15 protein-coding genes and 1 tRNA gene are annotated in these 17,469 nt (G+C 63.2%); 10 read left to right on the top strand and 6 right to left on the bottom strand.

The features are described 5' to 3' along the window. Positions 1-102 precede the first annotated feature (102 nt). The 9 genes from eno to GVL04_RS00650 all read left to right on the top strand — a co-directional run bounded on the left by eno (position 103) and on the right by GVL04_RS00650 (position 9,553). On the top strand, positions 103-1,383 hold the full coding sequence (gene eno / locus GVL04_RS00690) for a phosphopyruvate hydratase (protein ID WP_159698040.1): 1,281 nt from the start codon (positions 103-105) through the stop codon (positions 1,381-1,383). 132 nt (positions 1,384-1,515) lie between these two features. After that, complete coding sequence (locus GVL04_RS00685; protein WP_159698037.1) at positions 1,516-2,268, top strand: septum formation initiator family protein; 753 nt, start codon at positions 1,516-1,518, stop codon at positions 2,266-2,268. A gap of 68 nt (positions 2,269-2,336) precedes the next feature. Further along, the gene (locus tag GVL04_RS00680) at positions 2,337-3,020 is read left to right on the top strand and encodes a DUF501 domain-containing protein (protein ID WP_200846704.1); all 684 of its coding nucleotides are present in this window, start codon (positions 2,337-2,339) and stop codon (positions 3,018-3,020) included. Beyond that, positions 3,017-3,973: a Ppx/GppA phosphatase family protein gene (locus tag GVL04_RS00675; RefSeq protein ID WP_159698034.1), complete on the top strand. Its 957-nt coding sequence runs from the start codon at positions 3,017-3,019 to the stop codon at positions 3,971-3,973. Before GVL04_RS00680 ends, GVL04_RS00675 begins: the two co-directional genes overlap by 4 nt. Continuing rightward, positions 3,970-5,361: a S8 family serine peptidase gene (locus tag GVL04_RS00670; RefSeq protein WP_159698031.1), complete on the top strand. Its 1,392-nt coding sequence runs from the start codon at positions 3,970-3,972 to the stop codon at positions 5,359-5,361. Before GVL04_RS00675 ends, GVL04_RS00670 begins: the two co-directional genes overlap by 4 nt. A gap of 38 nt (positions 5,362-5,399) precedes the next feature. Next, entirely contained in the window at positions 5,400-6,854 is a 1,455-nt protein-coding gene (locus GVL04_RS00665; protein ID WP_159698028.1) for an NAD(P)/FAD-dependent oxidoreductase, read from the top strand. Positions 6,855-6,958: 104 nt separating this feature from the next. Further along, a complete protein-coding gene (locus tag GVL04_RS00660; RefSeq protein ID WP_159698025.1) occupies positions 6,959-7,879 on the top strand; it encodes an N-acetyltransferase in 921 nt (306 codons plus the stop codon). A 21-nt stretch (positions 7,880-7,900) separates the two neighbouring features. Then, positions 7,901-7,974, top strand: a tRNA-Leu gene (locus tag GVL04_RS00655). 223 nt (positions 7,975-8,197) lie between these two features. After that, on the top strand, positions 8,198-9,553 hold the full coding sequence (locus GVL04_RS00650) for an ABC transporter substrate-binding protein (RefSeq protein ID WP_159698022.1): 1,356 nt from the start codon (positions 8,198-8,200) through the stop codon (positions 9,551-9,553). Between the two features lie 88 nt (positions 9,554-9,641). Here GVL04_RS00650 and GVL04_RS00645 read toward each other — a convergent pair whose 3' ends face one another. The 5 genes from GVL04_RS00645 to GVL04_RS00625 all read right to left on the bottom strand — a co-directional run bounded on the left by GVL04_RS00645 (position 9,642) and on the right by GVL04_RS00625 (position 14,642). After that, positions 9,642-10,496, bottom strand: coding sequence for an aminoglycoside phosphotransferase family protein (locus GVL04_RS00645; protein WP_159698020.1), 855 nt, complete (start codon positions 10,494-10,496; stop codon positions 9,642-9,644). A gap of 143 nt (positions 10,497-10,639) precedes the next feature. Further along, positions 10,640-11,410, bottom strand: coding sequence for an ABC transporter ATP-binding protein (locus GVL04_RS00640; RefSeq protein ID WP_159698017.1), 771 nt, complete (start codon positions 11,408-11,410; stop codon positions 10,640-10,642). Next, positions 11,407-12,390 (bottom strand): ABC transporter ATP-binding protein, encoded by a 984-nt coding sequence (locus GVL04_RS00635; protein WP_159698014.1) that lies wholly within the window; start codon positions 12,388-12,390, stop codon positions 11,407-11,409. The genes GVL04_RS00640 and GVL04_RS00635 overlap by 4 nt, the downstream gene beginning before the upstream one ends. Then, complete coding sequence (locus GVL04_RS00630) at positions 12,387-13,355, bottom strand: branched-chain amino acid ABC transporter permease (protein WP_159698011.1); 969 nt, start codon at positions 13,353-13,355, stop codon at positions 12,387-12,389. Before GVL04_RS00630 ends, GVL04_RS00635 begins: the two co-directional genes overlap by 4 nt. Positions 13,356-13,364: 9 nt before the next feature. After that, a complete protein-coding gene (locus tag GVL04_RS00625) occupies positions 13,365-14,642 on the bottom strand; it encodes a branched-chain amino acid ABC transporter permease (RefSeq protein WP_200846703.1) in 1,278 nt (425 codons plus the stop codon). Positions 14,643-15,117: 475 nt separating this feature from the next. Between GVL04_RS00625 and GVL04_RS00620 the strand changes: the two genes are divergently transcribed. After that, positions 15,118-16,029: a Bax inhibitor-1/YccA family protein gene (locus tag GVL04_RS00620; protein ID WP_159698008.1), complete on the top strand. Its 912-nt coding sequence runs from the start codon at positions 15,118-15,120 to the stop codon at positions 16,027-16,029. Between the two features lie 154 nt (positions 16,030-16,183). Here GVL04_RS00620 and GVL04_RS00615 read toward each other — a convergent pair whose 3' ends face one another. After that, complete coding sequence (locus tag GVL04_RS00615; protein ID WP_159698005.1) at positions 16,184-17,422, bottom strand: acetyl-CoA C-acetyltransferase; 1,239 nt, start codon at positions 17,420-17,422, stop codon at positions 16,184-16,186. Positions 17,423-17,469: the final 47 nt, after the last annotated feature.

Raw genomic sequence — 17,469 nt, 5'->3', positions numbered from 1 at the left:
AGTTGTTCCGTAACCTAAGCCACTCTCGACTACGCTAGTAGCGACGAGGACGTTGAGAATTTCCCTCCTCATTCCTGTAATTTGCCCATAAGGAGCACATCCATGGCGCTTATCGATGCCATCCACGCACGCGAGATCCTTGATTCCCGCGGAAACCCGACCGTAGAAGTTGAGGTCCTGCTCTCCGACGGCCAGATCGGCCGCGCAGCAGTTCCCTCCGGTGCTTCCACCGGCGAGCACGAGGCTGTTGAGCTTCGCGACGGCGACAAGGGCCGTTACCTCGGCAAGGGTGTCCAGAAGGCCGTTGACGCCGTCATCGACGAGATCTCCCCGGCCCTGATTGGCTTCGACGCCACTGACCAGCGCAGCATCGACCAGGCCATGATCGATCTGGACGGCACCCCCAACAAGGCCAAGCTGGGCGCCAACGCCATCCTCGGCGTTTCCTTGGCTGTTGCCAACGCTGCCGCAGCTTCCGCGGACCTGCCGCTGTACAAGTACCTGGGCGGCCCGAACGCCCACGTCCTGCCGGTTCCCCTGATGAACATCCTCAACGGCGGCTCGCACGCCGACTCCGATGTGGACATCCAGGAATTCATGATCGCCCCGATCGGCGCCGAGACCTTCTCCGAAGGCCTGCGCTGGGGCGTTGAGGTCTACCACAACCTCAAGGCTGTCCTCCAGGAAAAGGGCCTCTCCACGGGCCTCGGCGACGAAGGTGGCTTCGCCCCGAACCTGCCGTCCAACCGCGCTGCACTGGACCTGATCCAGGAAGCCATCAAGAACGCCGGCTACACCCCGGGCACGGACATCGCCCTTGCCCTGGACGTTGCGTCCTCGGAGTTCTACAAGGATGGCGCCTACCAGTTCGAAGGCAAGGCACTGACCGCCTCCGAGATGAGCGCCTACTACGCTGAACTCGTTGCCGACTACCCGCTGGTTTCCATTGAAGACCCGCTGGACGAGAACGACTGGGAAGGCTGGAAGACCCTCACCGACACCATCGGTGACAAGGTCCAGCTGGTGGGCGATGACCTCTTCGTCACCAACCCGGTCCGCCTGCAGCAGGGCATCGACGCCGCCACGGCAAACTCGCTGCTGGTAAAGGTCAACCAGATCGGTTCCCTGACCGAGACGCTCGACGCCGTTTCCCTGGCCCAGCGTTCCGGCTACACCACCATCACCTCGCACCGCTCCGGCGAAACCGAGGACACCACCATTGCTGACATCGCGGTTGCGACCAACGCGGGCCAGATCAAGACCGGTGCCCCGGCCCGCTCCGAGCGCGTCGCAAAGTACAACCAGCTGCTGCGCATCGAGGAAGAACTCGACGACGCCGCACGCTACGCCGGCCGCAGCGCGTTCCCGCGTTTCAAGGGCTAGCCTTCAGCGAAAACACGTAACCGGTGGCTATGGTGGAATGACCATGGCCACCGGTTCTGTTTAACGCGGGCCAGGTCAGCAACAGCAAGCGCAGCAACCCGCCAGGCAAGCACCGGGCATTACAGGAGTGTCATGGCCACCCGTCGTCCAAAGGTACCCAGGGCCGACGCCCTGGGCGGCCGTTCCGGTTCAGGCCGCCCGTCCAGCGAAACGCGTACCTCCGGCGCCGGTCCCCGGACTGCAGCCAAGAGTGCGGCAGGCACAGCTTCGACCGGGCCCGGTTCCGATGGCGGCGATGTCATCAAAGCCGAGTTTGGCGGCACTCGATCCACAGCAAAATCTTCGACGCCGGCAGGTGGCAGCAAGATTCCGACCGGCAGGAAGCCGCCGGTGTCCACTGCTGCAAAGGCCACCGCAAAGGCCAGCGCAAGGGCCACTGACAATGCCTCCAGCAAACCGGCTCCCGCGGCCAATGACGATCGCAACGTCGATCCCGTACCGGCCAAGGCGTTTTCCGGCCGGATGCTGGCCCTGGCCGTCGTCATGATTGCCATCACCATCATGCTTGCCCCGACGGTGAAGATTTTCCTGGAGAAGCGCGCCGAAATTTCCGCGCTGGAGGCCGAGATTGCCGGCCGGAAAGCAGAGCAAACCGAGCTGAACAAGCAGCTTTCCCGGTGGCAGGACCCCAACTACGTGAAACAACAGGCCCGCGACCGCATTAACATGGTTATGCCGGGTGAAACGGGTTACTGGGTGTTTGGGGGAGAAGAGGCCGCCGGCACGCCGGGTGGCCGCACCGGCTCCGGATCGTCTGCAAACCCGGAAAATCTGCCCTGGGTGGATGCTCTCTGGGAGTCAATCAGACGATCGGCAACTGACTAGACGCGGTGCCCACCGCCGTCGTGTCCGCAATGGACACGGCAACAAGGGCAGGAAGGTTGGCAGCGCAAGTGGAAGAGAACACGGCAGCCGTGCCGCAGGAATCCCGCCAGCCATCAGCACACGATCTTGAGGTCCTCAGCCGCCAGCTTGGCCGGCCGGTCAGGGATGTCGTTGAGATCCCTGCACGGTGCGTCTGCGGCAATCCACTGGTGGCGGCCACCGCTCCGCGGCTCAGCAACGGAACACCGTTCCCCACCACGTTCTACCTGACCCACCCGGTCATCACCTCCGCGGTGTCGCGGTTGGAAGCGGGCGGTCTGATGAACGTGATGAATGAGCGGTTGACTGCTGACCAACAGTTGGCGGACACCTACCAAAGTGCCCACGAGGCCTATCTTCAGGCCCGTAACGACATCGCCGACCGCTCCGGGACCGGTGCAGTGCCCGAAATTGACGGCATTTCCGCCGGGGGCATGCCCACCCGCGTGAAGTGCCTGCATGTACTGGTTGGCCACTCATTGGCCGAAGGGCCGGGCGTCAACCCGTTGGGGGACGAAGCACTGGAATCAATCACCGAGTGGTGGACCAAGGACCGCTGCTACTGTGACGGCGCCTGGGATACAGCTGGGGAAGCTCCTTCGCGCGACCTGAGCCGGCACGGCCCGCAGGGATTGCCGGACATCGTTGGACGCCCTGCTCCGGTGCGGAAATCGACGACGGACATTTCGGGCCACCAGGAAGGCACTGCATGAGCCGCGTGGCAGCGATCGACTGCGGAACCAACTCGATCCGCCTCCTCATCGCAGACGCCTCGGCCGACCGGGCATCAGGCCCCTTGGCTGACGTCGTACGTGAAATGCGGGTGGTCCGCCTTGGCCAGGGCGTTGATGCCACGGGTGAACTTGCACCCGAGGCCCTGGAACGCACGTTCGCTGCAACACGTGACTACGCAGAACTCATCAAGGTGCACGGCGCCGGGCGGGTTCGTTTCGCCGCGACGTCCGCCACCCGTGACGCCCGCAACCGCCAGGTGTTCGTGGACGGCATCCGGGACCTCCTGGGTGTGGAACCGGAGGTGATTTCCGGTGACGAGGAAGCCGCGCTGTCATTTGCCGGTGCCAGCAGCGTCCTGCCGGCGACAGGAAAGGACCCCATCCTCGTGGTGGACCTCGGCGGTGGCAGTACCGAGTTCGTCCTGGGCGACGACGACGGCGTCATCGCTGCACGATCGGTGGATATCGGCTGTGTGAGGCTTACTGAACGTCACCTTCGCAGCGATCCGCCCACCCATGCGCAAATCGCCGCAGCAGAGGCCGACGTCGACGCCGCACTGGACCTTGCCGCGCAGACAGTGCCGCTTGACCGAGCTACAGCTGTAGTGGGCGTGGCCGGTTCCATCACCACTATTACGGCCCACGCGCTGGGCTTGAGCGAATACCAGCCGAACCGGATCCACGGTGCGTCACTGGATCTTGAAACCATCAGCGATGCCTGCACCAACTTGTTGGAAATGACGCGTGATGAGCGCGCAAAGCTTCCCTACATGCACCCCGGCCGCGTGGACGTCATCGGCGCGGGCGCCCTGGTGTGGCGCCGCATCCTGGACCGTCTGGCCAGCGTCAGCAGTGGCAGGATCGATACGGCCGTCTCCAGTGAGCACGACATCCTGGACGGCATCGCGCTCAGCATCCGGGACGCCGAATGACACTGCGTTTCCGCCGCAGTCTTTCCGCTGCCCTTGCCACAGCATTGGCTGGCGGGGCGCTGGCGGGTGCATTGTTGACGGCTCCTGCCGCGACCGCGGACGCGTGGCGCGACAAGGAGTTCTGGCTTAAGGAATCCGGCATTACCAACGCCTGGCAGGTATCCAAAGGTGCCGGAGTCAAGGTTGCCATCATCGATAGCGGCATTGACGGAAACCACCCGGACCTCAAGGGCGTCGTAGTCGGCGGGACGGACGTCTCGGGGGCCGGGGCACCCAACGGGCAGAAGAGCATCGGCGCCAAGACTGAGCACGGGACCCTGGTTGCCACGATGCTCGCCGGGCGCGGCCATACGACCCCCACGGCCTCGCCGTCACCGAGCGCTTCGGCAACTCCGCCCGGACCACCCACCGTCCCGCCGGCCGGGGGACCGGACGGGATTACCGGCGTCGCGCCTGAAGCCGAAATCCTTGCGGTTTCAACGTGGCTCGGCTCGCCCAACCCTGGCGGCAAAACGGACCAGGAACAGATTCCGGATGCCGTGCGATGGGCAGTGGACAACGGCGCCAAGGTCATCAACATCTCCCTCGGCAGTACCTCGCCGGACTGGCCGCAGAGCTGGGACGCAGCTTTCCTTTATGCCGAGCAGAAGGACGTGGTGATCGTTGCCGCGGCGGGCAACCGCGTGGGCGGAAATGTGCAGGTCGGCGCACCGGCAACCATTCCCGGTGTCCTGACGGTCGCCGGGCTCGACGGCGAGGGGCGCGCCAGCGTGGATTCCTCGTCGCAGGGCATCAGCATTGGCGTGGCGGCACCGGCCGAGAACCTGGTAGGCGGCATTCCTGGAGGTGGGTACGCCGAATGGGCAGGCACCTCCGGTGCGGCACCCATCGTTTCCGGTGTGGCCGCCCTCATCCGGTCCAAGTGGCCGGAGATGAGCGCCACCCAGGTCATCAACAGAATTGTCAGCACCGCAAAGGACGCGGGAGCTCCGGGCAAGGATCCCCTGTACGGCTACGGCGTCCTCAACGCCGAAGCGGCATTGAAGGACGACGTACCCGCCGCCGGCAGCAATCCGCTCGGTTCCATCGCGGACTGGATACGTGTCCACCGCCGCGGCGACTTCAGTACGCCATCGCAGGCGCCGGTCGCGAGCCCTACCAGCGCAGCGCCCACGCTGGCCGACCCGACCGTTCCTGCTGCGAAGACGCCGGCGACCGTCGATGACGCCCTTCCTGCCGCCGTCGTGCTTGGCTTTGGAGCGTTGTTTATCGCCCTCGTGACGGGTGCTGCGATCCAACTGCGCAAGGTCTCCAGGAACCCTCCGGCTGTTCCCGAAGAAGCTGAGACGGGCGCTCTTTTGAAGGTCGATCCGCCCTCCAGGAAGTAGTTAGTGAAGATTTTCACAAAGTGCTGTACTCTGGACTCATGGCAACCACCCCTGAGCTCATTGACCGTCCCCGGGTTCTCGTCGTCGGCGGCGGTTACGTCGGCCTGTACGTAGCCCTCAAACTGCAGAAGAAGATCGCGAACGCGGGCGGCATCGTCACCGTCGTTGATCCACTGCCGTACATGACCTACCAGCCCTTCCTTCCGGAAGTAGCCGGTGGCAACATCGAGGCACGCCACGCCGTCGTCTCCCACCGTCAGCACCTGAAGCAGACTGAGCTCATCCAGGGCCGCGTCACCAGCATCGACCACGCTAACCGCACTGCGGTCATCGCCCCGGCCGATGGCGGCGAGAACTTCGAAATCCCGTACTTCGACGTTGTCATCGCAGCAGGCGCCATCACCCGTACCTTCCCCATCAAGGGCCTCGCGGACAAGGGCATCGGCCTGAAGACCATCGAGGAAGCCGTTGCATTGCGCAACAAGGTGCTGGAACGCATCGAAGCTGCTTCCACCATGACGGACCCGGCCGAACGCGCCAAGGCACTGACTTTCGTGGTTGTCGGTGGCGGTTTTGCCGGCATCGAGTGCCTCACCGAAATGGAAGACCTCGCCCGCGCCGCAGTCCGTAACAACCCGCGCATCCGCCAGGAAGAAGTCCGCTTCATCCTCGTCGAAGCCATGGGCCGCATCATGCCCGAGGTCACCGCGTCGCAGGCCGAATGGGTTGTGGAGCACCTCCGCAGCCGCGGCATCGAAGTACTCCTGAACACTTCCCTTGACAGCGCCGAGGGCAACCTCAAGCTGATCAACCTCCCGGACAAGACCCCGGCGCAGGAAGTTGAAGCAGACACCCTGGTATGGGCTGCCGGCGTGCAGGCCAACCCGATGATCCGCTCCACCGATTTCCCGCTGGAACCGCGTGGCCGCGTCCGCGTCCTCCCGGACCTGCGCATCGCAGGCGACGAAGGCATCGTGGAGAACGCTTGGGCAGCCGGCGACATCGCCGCTGTTCCGGACCTTACGGGCAAGGGCCTGCCGGACGGTACCTGCGTCCCCAACGCCCAGCACGCTCTTCGCCAGGCCAAGAAGCTCGCCAAGAACCTCTGGGCTTCGCGCTGGGACAAGCCGCTGCACGACTACAAGCACAAGAACCTTGGTGCTGTTGCCGGCTTCGGCGAGTGGAAGGGTGTTGCCAACATCAACCTGCTCGGCCGCATCGGCCTCAAGGGCGGCCTCGCCTGGCTGGCACACCGTGGCTACCACGGCATGGCCATGCCCACGGTTGAGCGCAAGTTCCGTGTCGTCTTCGGCTGGATCCTGGCCTTCTTCGCAGGCCGCGACACCACGCAGCTGATCGATCTCGACAACCCGCGCGGTGCCTTCGTGGCCGCAGCGACGCCGGCTCCCAAGCCCGCTGCCGCTCCGGCTCCGGCAGAAGCCAAGCCTGTTGCCGAAGAAGTCAAGACTCCGGTAACTGCTGACGCCAAGTAGTTCACGCACGACGGCGGCCGCCCCCTTTCAGGGAGTGGTCGCCGTCGACGTTTAACCAGCAGCGTTACGGTGGTCGCGTGTCAGTGCGCCCCTAGACTGTCTTCATGTCCGGTGAAACCGATCTGAAGACCCTGCTGGAATCCCTTCACCCCGTGGCCCGCGAGGGCGATTACGTTTACGCCTTGTGGCCGCACGGCAGGCCCCTGGAGGGCGGCGTCGAAGCGGCAGTTCGCGAAGCCGAGGGCCTCACGGTTGTCCTGCGGCGGGACGAAGCGGACTCTTTGGGCCTGAGGTACGACTTTGTCGCCACGTGGATCACGCTCCAGGTCCATTCGGCCCTTGAAGCCGTAGGACTCACCGCTGCCGTCAGCGCCGCGTTGACGCACGCGGGGATCAGCTGCAATGTCCTGGCCGGCTTCCACCATGACCACCTCCTGGTGCCTTCCGCCGATGCCGAACGGGCCATGGACGTTCTCCGGCTGCTTGCGCGTGGTGTGGTCCTGCGTTCTGAGCGGCCCGATGACCGGGAAGAGATCCTGGAGCTGACAGCCAGCGCGTTCTCCGTCTCGCCCGTGACGGGTGAGCCTGTTGAGGGCACGCCGATCGAAGTCGGGCTGCTGCGCGGGCTGTTTGATTGCGAGGAGTACATTCCGGAGTTCAGCATCGTGGCGGAAATGGGTGGGGAGATTGTGGGCCACGCGATCAGTACGCGGGGCTGGATCGGGGAGCTGGAGCTCATTGCCCTCGGCCCCATAGGCGTGCTTCCCCACTTCCAGAAGCGGGGCGTCGGTTCAGCGCTGATGCGCGAAACCGCAGCACGTGCCACAGCTCTTGGAGAACCCGGGATCGCATTGCTCGGCAGTCCGCTCTATTACCCGCGCTTCGGCTACGTGCCGGCCACCTCGTTGGGCGTGCAACCGCCTGAGGCGATGTGGGGCGACCACTTCCAGTTACTGACCCTTCCCGAATGGCCCGACGGCGTCCGGGGCACCTTCCGCTACGCGGAGCCGTTCAACGGGCTGTAGCTGGGATACCATGGTGCGGGCGCCCCAGTAGCCCAATTGGCAGAGGCAGCGGACTTAAAATCCGCGTGTTGTGGGTTCGAGTCCCACCTGGGGCACGGACGGCAGGTGAGAGCCTATTCTCCCTTCCGCTGTGCGTGTGTCATCTTCCGCGCAAATTCCCAGCTGGCTCGTAGATTCCCCACAGGCAACGAGTGTTATAGGGATGTGACCTGAATCACTTATGTTCGCCGCCCAATTGCATTAGTTTGAGTCTTAATCAGGAACACCTGAGTAATCGCATCAAAGGCAGTTCGCACCTTTCGATCGAGGAGACAACGAATGTTTGATCTTTCCCCAGCGGCGCCCCGAGCCGCCAAGCTAACCGCGCTTGGCATTGGGGTCGCTCTCTTGGCCACAGCTTGTGGTGGGTCTTCGACTCCTACCCAGACTGGGTCTTCTTCCGCCGCCGCAGCAGGCATCTCCTGCCCGGCACCGAGCGGCGGGGCGGGAGCCGGCAACAGCCAGGCTGCCACCAACACGGGACCTGTACCTCCCTCGACCACCACCACAGCAACACCGCTTAAACTTGGATCGCTCCTGCCGACAACGGGGTCGCTGGCGTTCCTCGGCCCGCCCGAAATCGCCGGTGTCAACCTCGGCATCAAGGAAGTCAATGACGCCGGCGGCGTCCTGGGCGCCCCTGTTTCTGTAGTTCACCGCGACTCCGGTGACACGAAGACGGACATCGCCACCCAGTCCACCACGGCACTCCTGGGCCAGGGCGTGAGTGCTGTCATTGGTGCGGCATCCTCGGGTGTTTCCAAGACGGTCATCAACCAGATCACCGGCGCCGGCGTCATCCACTTCTCGCCCGCCAACACCTCGCCTGACTTCACCACGTGGGACGACAAGGGCCTGTACTGGCGCACTGCACCGTCCGACGTCCTGCAGGGCAAGGTCCTCGGAAACTACATGGCTACCTGTGGTGCCCAGACCGTTGGCATGATCGTTCTGAACGACGCTTACGGAACCGGCCTCCAGAAGAACGTCAAGGAAGCCTTCGAGGCAGCCGGCGGCAAGGTAGTAGCTGAAGAACTCTTCAATGAGGGTGACTCCCAGTTCAGCAGCCAGGTGGACAAGGTCCTCGCAGCCAAGCCGGACGCCATCGCCTTGATCACCTTTGACCAGGCAAAGAGCATCGTCCCCCTGATCACCGGCAAGGGAATCAAGCCCACGCAGCTGTTCATGGTTGACGGCAACACCTCGGACTACAGCAAGGACTTCCAGGCAGGCACCATGAAGGGCGCACAGGGAACCATCCCCGGTACGTTCGCCAAGGACGCCTTCAAGCAGAAGCTCCTCGCGATTGATCCCGCCCTGAAGGATTACAGCTACGCAGGCGAGTCCTACGACGCCGTGAACCTGATCTCGCTGGCCTCTGAGGCCGCCAAGAGCACCAAGGGTACGGACATCGCGGCCAAGCTGAAGGAAGTCTCTGAAGGCGGCGAGAAGTGCACCAGCTTCGCAGCCTGTGTCACGTTGCTCCGCGAGGGCAAGGACATCGACTACGACGGCCAGTCCGGTCCGGTCACGTTCTCCGACGCTGGCGACCCCACCGAGGCGTACATCGGTATCTACGAATACCAGGATGACAACACCTACAAGCCGGTCCGTGAAGAGTTCGGCAAGCTCTAAGCCGCAGCTGATCCAGACCGCACTCAGCAACAGGCCCCCTTCCTCACAAGGAAGGGGGCCTGTTCTGCTGTGCGGATCCAACTCTCCATCAGCCGTAGGGGTGGAAACCTTCGAGGACCCGGGTCACCATCTCCACGCCCTGTCGCTCAAACTCCCGGTCTCCCACGCGGTGGGCCCAGACCACCGTGCCCACCGCCTGGTTCAGGTTCTCCAAGGTCCACAGCTGCTGTTCCTGCCCGGTGGTGATGACCCTGCCCAGACCTTCGTAGAAGGCCTCTGCAAGCTCCGGGCGGGCCAGTAGCTGCTGGTGGCTGAGCCGGACCAGGTCATGGACCCACGGACGCAGCTCTGCCCGGCCGAAATCGATGACTTTAACCAGCCCGTGGTCGTCAAGCCAATTCCTGGGCTGGTAGTCGCCATGGGTGGTGACCAGCTCGGCAGGGCCGGGCTCCAAAGACGCGAGAGCATCCTTGGCGCCACGCTGCGTGCCCTCGGGCAGAAGGCCCTGGGCACGGTCAAGGAGTGCGCTGGTCCTGGCCGTCATGGCCCGAACATAGCTCCGGGAGGTTCCTGCCGGCCGGTGCAACATTGACAGGAGCGCACCGGCTGCGCGATACGTCGCCGGATCGAATTCGGCAGGGGTGCCGGCCACCAGGGTCCCAGGGAGGTACACGGTGACCAACAGGCCTGCTTCCGGCGCCGCGTGCCTCAGCGTGGGTACCCTGCCGTCAAGCCCGTGGAGTCCCCAGGAATAGGCTGCGATCTCCCGGCGGATGTGATGGCTGGTGGTGCTGGCCTTGACGATGAATTCCAGGCCGTCCGGGGCAGCCACCTGCAGGACCGTAGTGTCTTGGAGGGGCCATGAGTGGTCCTGCACCACTCTGAAATCGCCCAGCCAGGACGTCAGTAGCTTCTGCTGCAGGTCCGTGATGCTTCTGGTCATCGGTCCAGCATGCCACTTGGCGTTGCGGTGGGCCGGCCGGCGGCTCACGGCGTGCGTGGACTCTCAGAGGTGCCTGGTCTCTTAAAAGGAGGAGGGCCCCGGGACGAGTCCCGGGGCCCTCCTATGCTGTGCGGTTGTGGCTGTTAGACCTCGTCGGCCAGGGTGCCCAGGTAGAGCTGAATGACCTTGGGGTCCTTCATGAGCTCACGCCCGGTACCCGTGTATGCGTCCTTGCCTTGGTCCAGCACATAGCCGCGGTCGCAGATCTGCAGGCAGCGGCGCGCGTTCTGTTCCACCATGATCACGGAAACGCCGGCACGGTTGATCTCGTGGACCCGAAGGAACGTCTCGTCCTGCTTGACGGGGGAGAGGCCTGCCGATGGCTCATCGAGGAGCAGCACCGCGGGGTCCATCATGAGGGCCCTGCCCATGGCCACCATCTGGCGTTCGCCGCCGGAGAGTGACCCTGCCCGCTGGGCACGCCGCTTTCCCAGCTCCGGGAAGAGGCTGGTGACAAAGTCGAATCGCTCCGAGAAGTCCTTCGGCCGCTGGAACATGCCCATCTGGAGGTTCTCTTCAATGGTCAACGCAGCGAACACGTTGTTGGTCTGCGGGACGAAGCCCACACCTTGGGTCACCAACTTGTTGGCCTTCAAACCGGTGAGGTCCTGCCCGCGAACCACCACGGTTCCGGAATGGACCTTCACCAGGCCGAACATAGCCTTCAGCAGTGTGGACTTGCCGGCGCCGTTGGGACCGATGATGCCGATCAGTTCACCCTTGCGGGCTTCGATGCTGCAGCCGTTGAGGATGTTGACACCGGGAATGTACCCGGCCACGAGGTTGGTGACTTTGACGACCGAATCGCCCGCGGGGGCATCTGCCGAGGCGGGCATTGCGGCTGTGCTGCTCATTTCCCATCCTCCTTCTTGGTTTCGACGATGTCGGAGAGGATTCCGGCGTCTTCAGTACCCACCACCGACTCTTCGTCGGCCTCAAGTTCTGCCTCGAGCACCTTAATGCCCTCTGCGTCGCCGAGGTCGACATCGTGGTGGGCGCCAAGGTAGGCGTCGATGACGGCAGGATTCTTCATCACTTCGCCCGGAGGCCCTTCGGCCACCACCTTGCCTTCCGCCATGACAACAACCCAGTCAGCGATGTGCCGGACCATGTTCATGTCGTGCTCAACAAAGAGCACGGTCATTCCCTCAGCCTTGAGGTTCTTGATGTGGTCCAGCAGCGACTGTGTCAGCGCAGGGTTTACGCCGGCCATGGGCTCATCGAGCATCACCAGCTTGGGCCGGACCATCAGGGACCGCGCCATTTCCAGGAGCTTCCGCTGGCCACCCGACAGGGATGCAGCGTAGTCGTCCTTCTTGGCGTCCAGCTTGAACTTCTCCAACAGGATGTTGGCTTGGGCGGTGATCTCCTTTTCACGGCCTCCCCACATGCCCTTGAACAGGGCCTTGGAGAGCCGTTCGCCTGGCTGGTCCGCTGCGCCGAGACGCATGTTCTCCATGACGGTCAGCTTGCCCATCACTTTGGTCAGCTGGAACGTGCGCACCATGCCCATGCGTGCCACTTTGTAGGAGGAAACGCCGGCCAGGCTGTTGCCTTCGAACTGCCACTTGCCCGTATTGGGGGTGTCAAAGCCCGTGAGCAGGTTGAACAGGGTGGTCTTGCCTGCACCGTTGGGGCCGATCAAAGCTGTGATCTTGTGGCGCGGGATCTCGAGGTACTCGACGTCCACTGCGTTGATGCCGCCAAAGGACCGGGTGACGTCCTCCGCCACCACAATGGGATCGCGCTTCTTGCAACCGGGGGTGTTTTCCCCGACCGCGATGGGCCGCGAATCGGTCATGTAGTCGATATTTTGTTCGTTGGTCTCACTCATGCGAAAGCAAGCTCCTTCTTATTGCCGAAGACGCCTTGCGGGCGGAAGATCATCAGGAGCATCAGCGCAACGCCCACCAGGATGTAGCGCAGCTGGCCGGCCTGGACGGTGGTCAGCCAGGTGACTGCCCCTGATTCGATAAGGCCGTAGAGCAGGCTCTGGGTCAGCGACAGGACAACCCAGAAGATCATGGCTCCGATGACCGGCCCCAGGACTGTGGCCATGCCGCCGAGCAGGAGGCAGGTCCACAGGAAGAACGTCAGTTCCGTACCGTAGTTGGACGGCTGGACAGCGCCGCGGGGGAGCGTGAAGATCATGCCCGCCAAGGCGCCCAGCACACCACCGATGATCAGTGCCTGCATCTTGTAGGCGTAGACGTTCTTGCCGAGCGAGCGGACGGCGTTCTCGTCTTCGCGGATGCCCTTCAGGACGCGGCCCCACGGGCTGCGCATGAGCAGCCACACAAGCACACAGCACACGATCACGAGTCCCCAGCCGACCACTCGGATGAAGAAGTCACGGTTGTTCATGCCCATGTAAGACCCTTCTGGGAAGGGATTCATGGCATAGAAGGTGTTCTCAAACGCTGCCAAACCGTTGGCCGAGCCTGTGACGCTGGTGAGCTGGTTGGTAGTGACCACGTAGCGGACAATTTCTGCCGCTGCGATGGTGACGATGGCCAGGTAGTCGGCACGGAGCCGGAGGGTGGGAATACCGAGGATGAAGGCGAAAATCACGGAGCACAGAACCGAGATGATCAATGCGAGGAAGAACGGGGCATCGAAGCTCAGGGTGGAGATGGCGAAACCGTAGGCACCAACCGCCATAAATCCGGCTTGGCCGAAGTTCAGCAGGCCTGAGTAGCCGAAGTGAACCGCAAGGCCCAAAGCGGCAAGTGCGTATGCCGCCGTCGTCGGGCTGAACAATTCGCCAAGGGCGCTGGAGAAAATGAATCCGAAGTCCATGGCCCGCTCCTAACCCACACGCTCACGCCGGCCGAGGATACCCTGCGGTCGGAACAGAAGAACAACAATCATGATGAACAGCGCACCGACGTACTTGAGGTCGGCGGGAAGGCCGAACACCGTAGTCAGTTCCACGAAGATGCCAACGACGATCGAGCCGATCAAGGCACCGAAGACGGTTCCCAAACCACCAAGCGTGACGCCGGCGAAGATGAGAAGCAGAATCTGCGAGCCCATATCGAAAGTGACGCCTGGGCGGTAGTACGCCCAGAGAATGCCGCCGAGGGAGGCGAGGACGCCGCCGACGATCCAGACAATGCGGATCACGGAGTCGACGTCGATGCCGGAGGCAGCCGCCAGTGCGGGATTGTCCGCTACAGCGCGGGTTGCCTTGCCGAGACGTGTCTTCAGCAGGACGATGCCGATCAAGGCGATGACCACAGCACTGATAATCAGGGACCAGAGATTATTCGGGGAGATGGACACGGGCCCGATCTGGATCTCTGCACTTTGCGCGCCGGGCAACTGCTGTGTCGCGCCACCGAAGAAGAACTGGATGACGTACCGGATGGCCAACGCGAGGCCGATGCTGACGATCATCATGGGTACCAGGCCGGAGCCCCGCTTCCTCAGTGGCCGCCAGAGTCCGGCGTCCTGGACATAGCCGAACAGCCCTCCGCCTACCAGTGCCAGGAGGATCGCCAGCCAGAAAGGCAGCCCAAAGCCGTTGAACATGAAGACGAGCACAGCGCCGAGTGTCACCATCTCGCCGTGGGCGAAGTTGGTGAGGCCGGTAGTTCCGAAGATCAGGGAGAGGCCCACGGAAGCGAGTGCCAGAAGCAGGCCAAAGCTCAGGCCTGCAACCAGGCGGTTAAGGAGGTTCTGGCCGAAGTCTTGTTGCTGGACAACGATGCCCTTGCCGAAGGCGAAGATCACCGACAAGTTGGACGTTTGGCTGAAAGTGACATCTCGGGGATTGTCTTGCCCATCGGCAAGCTTGATGCCCTCCGGCAAGGTGGAGGTATCCAGCTCAATCGTGTATGTGCCCTGGACGGGAACGCCGATGGACCAGGCGCCATTGGCTCCGGAGGTTGCTTCACCTTCGAACCCGTTGCCTGAGGCTTTGATTTTTACGCCGGGGATGGGGGCCCGGGCATCATCGCGGAGGAACCCGCTGATGTTGTTCTGGAATGTCGTCGGTGACGGCGAAGGCGAGGGGGTGGTTGCCTGTGCCGAGGGGGCGGCGATCAGCAGAGTGGCAATGAGGGCTGCGAAAAACGCCCCCACGACTCTCTGCAGTCCCTTGGACCGTCTCTTGGACGGGTCGCGCAGTGTGCTTCTCAAAATGGAAACCTCCACAGTGGGGGTGGTCCCGGCTGCGCCATTGCAGCCGGTGCGAACGGTAAATGGGGCTTGTGAACAGTTCTTGCCTAGCTGCCTCGATTGTGATCTAAGTCACCCATGTGTGGCCTATGTTACCGCTCGGTGGGCTTAATAAACGCCCAGTTCGGGGGTGCAAACATCGCGATCGGATAACAACTGTGAAGCTATAGGCAACAGGTAATGTAGCTGCGCTTAAGTAAACCTTTGTTGTTTGAGGGTGTTTCTAAACGGTCAGGGGGCCGTCCTCCGCAGCCACTCTGCCGATTCCGTGTCACGGTTGCGTTTCGTCTGGGTGAACAAGGGAACTTTCCCTGCCACGCGCGCGTGGTAATTGGTACCGTGAATTATCACTTAGCCCTTTTTCAGGAGGACACCCGCAATGGCACTTGGCGGAAACCCAGTCTTCAACGGAAAGAATTTCCGTGGAGCAAAGCAGGCCCCGCCTGTACCGCAAAATCCGTACGGCCAGCAGTTTAGCCAAGCACCTGGCCGGGCACCCGGACAGGTGATGGACGGCCACGCAGCATGGTCTGCCCAGCAGCAGAACATGACCAATGAGCAGCTGCAGCAGATGTACAACCAGCCCGCTGCCGGTCCCGCCGACACCGGGCGCATGACCTACGACGACGTCATCATGAAGACGGTCGCCTGCCTGGTGGTCCTGGTTCTCGGCGCCGGCGTCACGCTGTTCGTGGCTCCTGCCCTCTCCACCATGCTCATGATCGTTGGTGCGCTGGGCGGATTCGTTCTTGCCCTCGTCAACACCTTCAAGAAGCAGCCTTCACCGGCCCTGATTCTTGCCTATGCCGGTCTCGAGGGCCTGTTCCTCGGTGGCCTTACCCGCATCCTGGATGGCATGTACCCGGGTGTTGGCCTCCAGGCCGTCATTGGCACGCTCGCAGTCTTCGGCGTCACGCTGGTGCTGTTCAAGAGCGGCAAGGTCCGCGCCACGCCCAAGCTGATGCGCTTCTTCATGATTGCCACCATCGGCTACGCAGTCTTCGCGCTGATCAACCTGGTCATGATGTGGACCGGCGCTGTGCAGGAGCCCTTCGGCCTTCGCACCAGCATCACCATTGCAGGCATCCCCCTGGGTGTCTTCATCGGCATCCTGGCCATCGGCCTGGCAGCGTTCTCGCTGATCATGGACTTCACCAGCATCGAGGAAGGCGTCCGCGCCGGCGCCCCGGAGCGTTACTCCTGGGTTGCAGCCTTCGGCCTGACGGTCACGCTGGTTTGGCTCTACGTCGAAATCATCCGCCTGCTGGCAATTTTACGAGGCGACGACTAACTCCCGCAGGCACCAACTTGCAGAGTAGGTCAACGCGAAATGCCCCCGAAGAGTCTTCGGGGGCATTTTTGCGTCAGCGAGGGGTGAGCTCGGGTGTATTTGCCTTCCAAAGTGCCGGGATCCAACCCCTCGCGGCCAGCTCAAGCGTTTGCGCCTAGCTCAAACGCTCGAAAACCACGGCCATTCCCTGACCACCACCAACGCACAGCGTAGCGAGACCCAACGTTCCGTCGCGCTCCTTCAGCCCGTTGAGCAGGGTGCTGGTCATGCGCGCACCGGTCATGCCAAAGGGGTGTCCCAGGGCGATGGCGCCACCATGGACGTTGAGCTTGGCGGGGTCGATGCCCAGCTCACGCGCACTAGCCACCACCTGCACGGCGAAGGCTTCGTTGAGTTCCACAAGGTCGATGTCGTTCATGCTCACCCCCGCCAACGCCAACGCGCGGCGGGAGGACTCCACGGGCCCCATGCCCATCAGTTCGGGGGAGAGGGCGCTCGCGCCGGTAGACACCACCCGGGCCAGCGGCTCCAGACCCAGTTCGCGTGCCCGGGTATCGCTCATGACAACCACTGCCGCTGCGCCGTCGTTGAGTGGGCACGCGTTGCCGGCGGTGACCGTACCCTCCGAACGGAAGACAGGTTGCAGGGCTGATACTGCTTCGAGAGTCACGCCCGCGCGTGGAGAGTCGTCCCGCTCCACTACAGTGCCGTCCTTGCGTGTGTACGGCGTGATGTCGCGGGAATAGAACCCTGATGCAATGGCCGCCTCGGCGCGGTTTTGGCTCAGGACGCCCCACTCGTCCTGCTCGGCGCGGCTGATGCCGTAGCTGGTGGCGACGTTCTCTGCGGTCTGACCCATGGCGACGTAGATGTCCGGCAAGCGGCCGCCCAGCCGCGGATCGGTCCACGGGATGTTGGAGGCCGCACGGGACGCCGTGCGTAGCGCTGCCGCCTCGAACAGGGGATTGTGGTTGGCGGTATCCGTTTCACCGGCGCCCGCCCAATTCCGGTACCTGGAGACACTCTCTACTCCGGCGGAGACGATCGCGTTGGCTTCCCCGGATTTGATGGCGTGAAAGGCCATTCGCAGGGTTTGCAGGCTCGACGCACAGAAGCGGTTGATCGTGGCAGCGGGCACGCGGTCGAGTCCCGCGAGGACCGCAACTACGCGGGCCATGTTGGAGCCGGCTTCTCCGCTGGGTTCTGCGCAGCCCAGGAGGAGATCGTCCAGGCCTCGTCCGTCGTCCGAGGCAGGATCAAAACCGGGGATCTTGGCGAGGGCGGCCTGCACCATGGCGGTTGCGAGGTCGTCGGGACGTTCGTCCTTGAGGGAGCCCTTGAAGGCCCGGCCAATAGGGCTTCTGGCAGTGGAAACAATCACAGCCTCAGTCATGGCCACAGCTTACGCCCGGCGCCTGTGTGGGCGCCGGGCGGTTGCTG

The sequence above is a fragment of the Arthrobacter sp. 18067 genome, assembly GCF_902706295.1.
GTDB lineage: Bacteria > Actinomycetota > Actinomycetes > Actinomycetales > Micrococcaceae > Arthrobacter.
This window is presented reverse-complemented; position numbering and strand designations above follow the sequence as displayed.

Excerpts from the sequence above, each read along its gene's own strand:
- eno (WP_159698040.1), top strand. The coding sequence starts at position 103 with ATGGCGCTTATCGATGCCATCCACGCACGCGAGATCCTTGATTCCCGC.
- GVL04_RS00685 (WP_159698037.1), top strand. The coding sequence starts at position 1,516 with ATGGCCACCCGTCGTCCAAAGGTACCCAGGGCCGACGCCCTGGGCGGC.
- GVL04_RS00675 (WP_159698034.1), top strand. The coding sequence starts at position 3,017 with ATGAGCCGCGTGGCAGCGATCGACTGCGGAACCAACTCGATCCGCCTC.
- GVL04_RS00670 (WP_159698031.1), top strand. The coding sequence starts at position 3,970 with ATGACACTGCGTTTCCGCCGCAGTCTTTCCGCTGCCCTTGCCACAGCA.
- GVL04_RS00665 (WP_159698028.1), top strand. The coding sequence starts at position 5,400 with ATGGCAACCACCCCTGAGCTCATTGACCGTCCCCGGGTTCTCGTCGTC.
- GVL04_RS00660 (WP_159698025.1), top strand. The coding sequence starts at position 6,959 with ATGTCCGGTGAAACCGATCTGAAGACCCTGCTGGAATCCCTTCACCCC.
- GVL04_RS00650 (WP_159698022.1), top strand. The coding sequence starts at position 8,198 with ATGTTTGATCTTTCCCCAGCGGCGCCCCGAGCCGCCAAGCTAACCGCG.
- GVL04_RS00645 (WP_159698020.1), bottom strand. The coding sequence starts at position 10,496 with ATGACCAGAAGCATCACGGACCTGCAGCAGAAGCTACTGACGTCCTGG.
- GVL04_RS00640 (WP_159698017.1), bottom strand. The coding sequence starts at position 11,410 with ATGAGCAGCACAGCCGCAATGCCCGCCTCGGCAGATGCCCCCGCGGGC.
- GVL04_RS00635 (WP_159698014.1), bottom strand. The coding sequence starts at position 12,390 with ATGAGTGAGACCAACGAACAAAATATCGACTACATGACCGATTCGCGG.
- GVL04_RS00630 (WP_159698011.1), bottom strand. The coding sequence starts at position 13,355 with ATGGACTTCGGATTCATTTTCTCCAGCGCCCTTGGCGAATTGTTCAGC.
- GVL04_RS00620 (WP_159698008.1), top strand. The coding sequence starts at position 15,118 with ATGGCACTTGGCGGAAACCCAGTCTTCAACGGAAAGAATTTCCGTGGA.
- GVL04_RS00615 (WP_159698005.1), bottom strand. The coding sequence starts at position 17,422 with ATGACTGAGGCTGTGATTGTTTCCACTGCCAGAAGCCCTATTGGCCGG.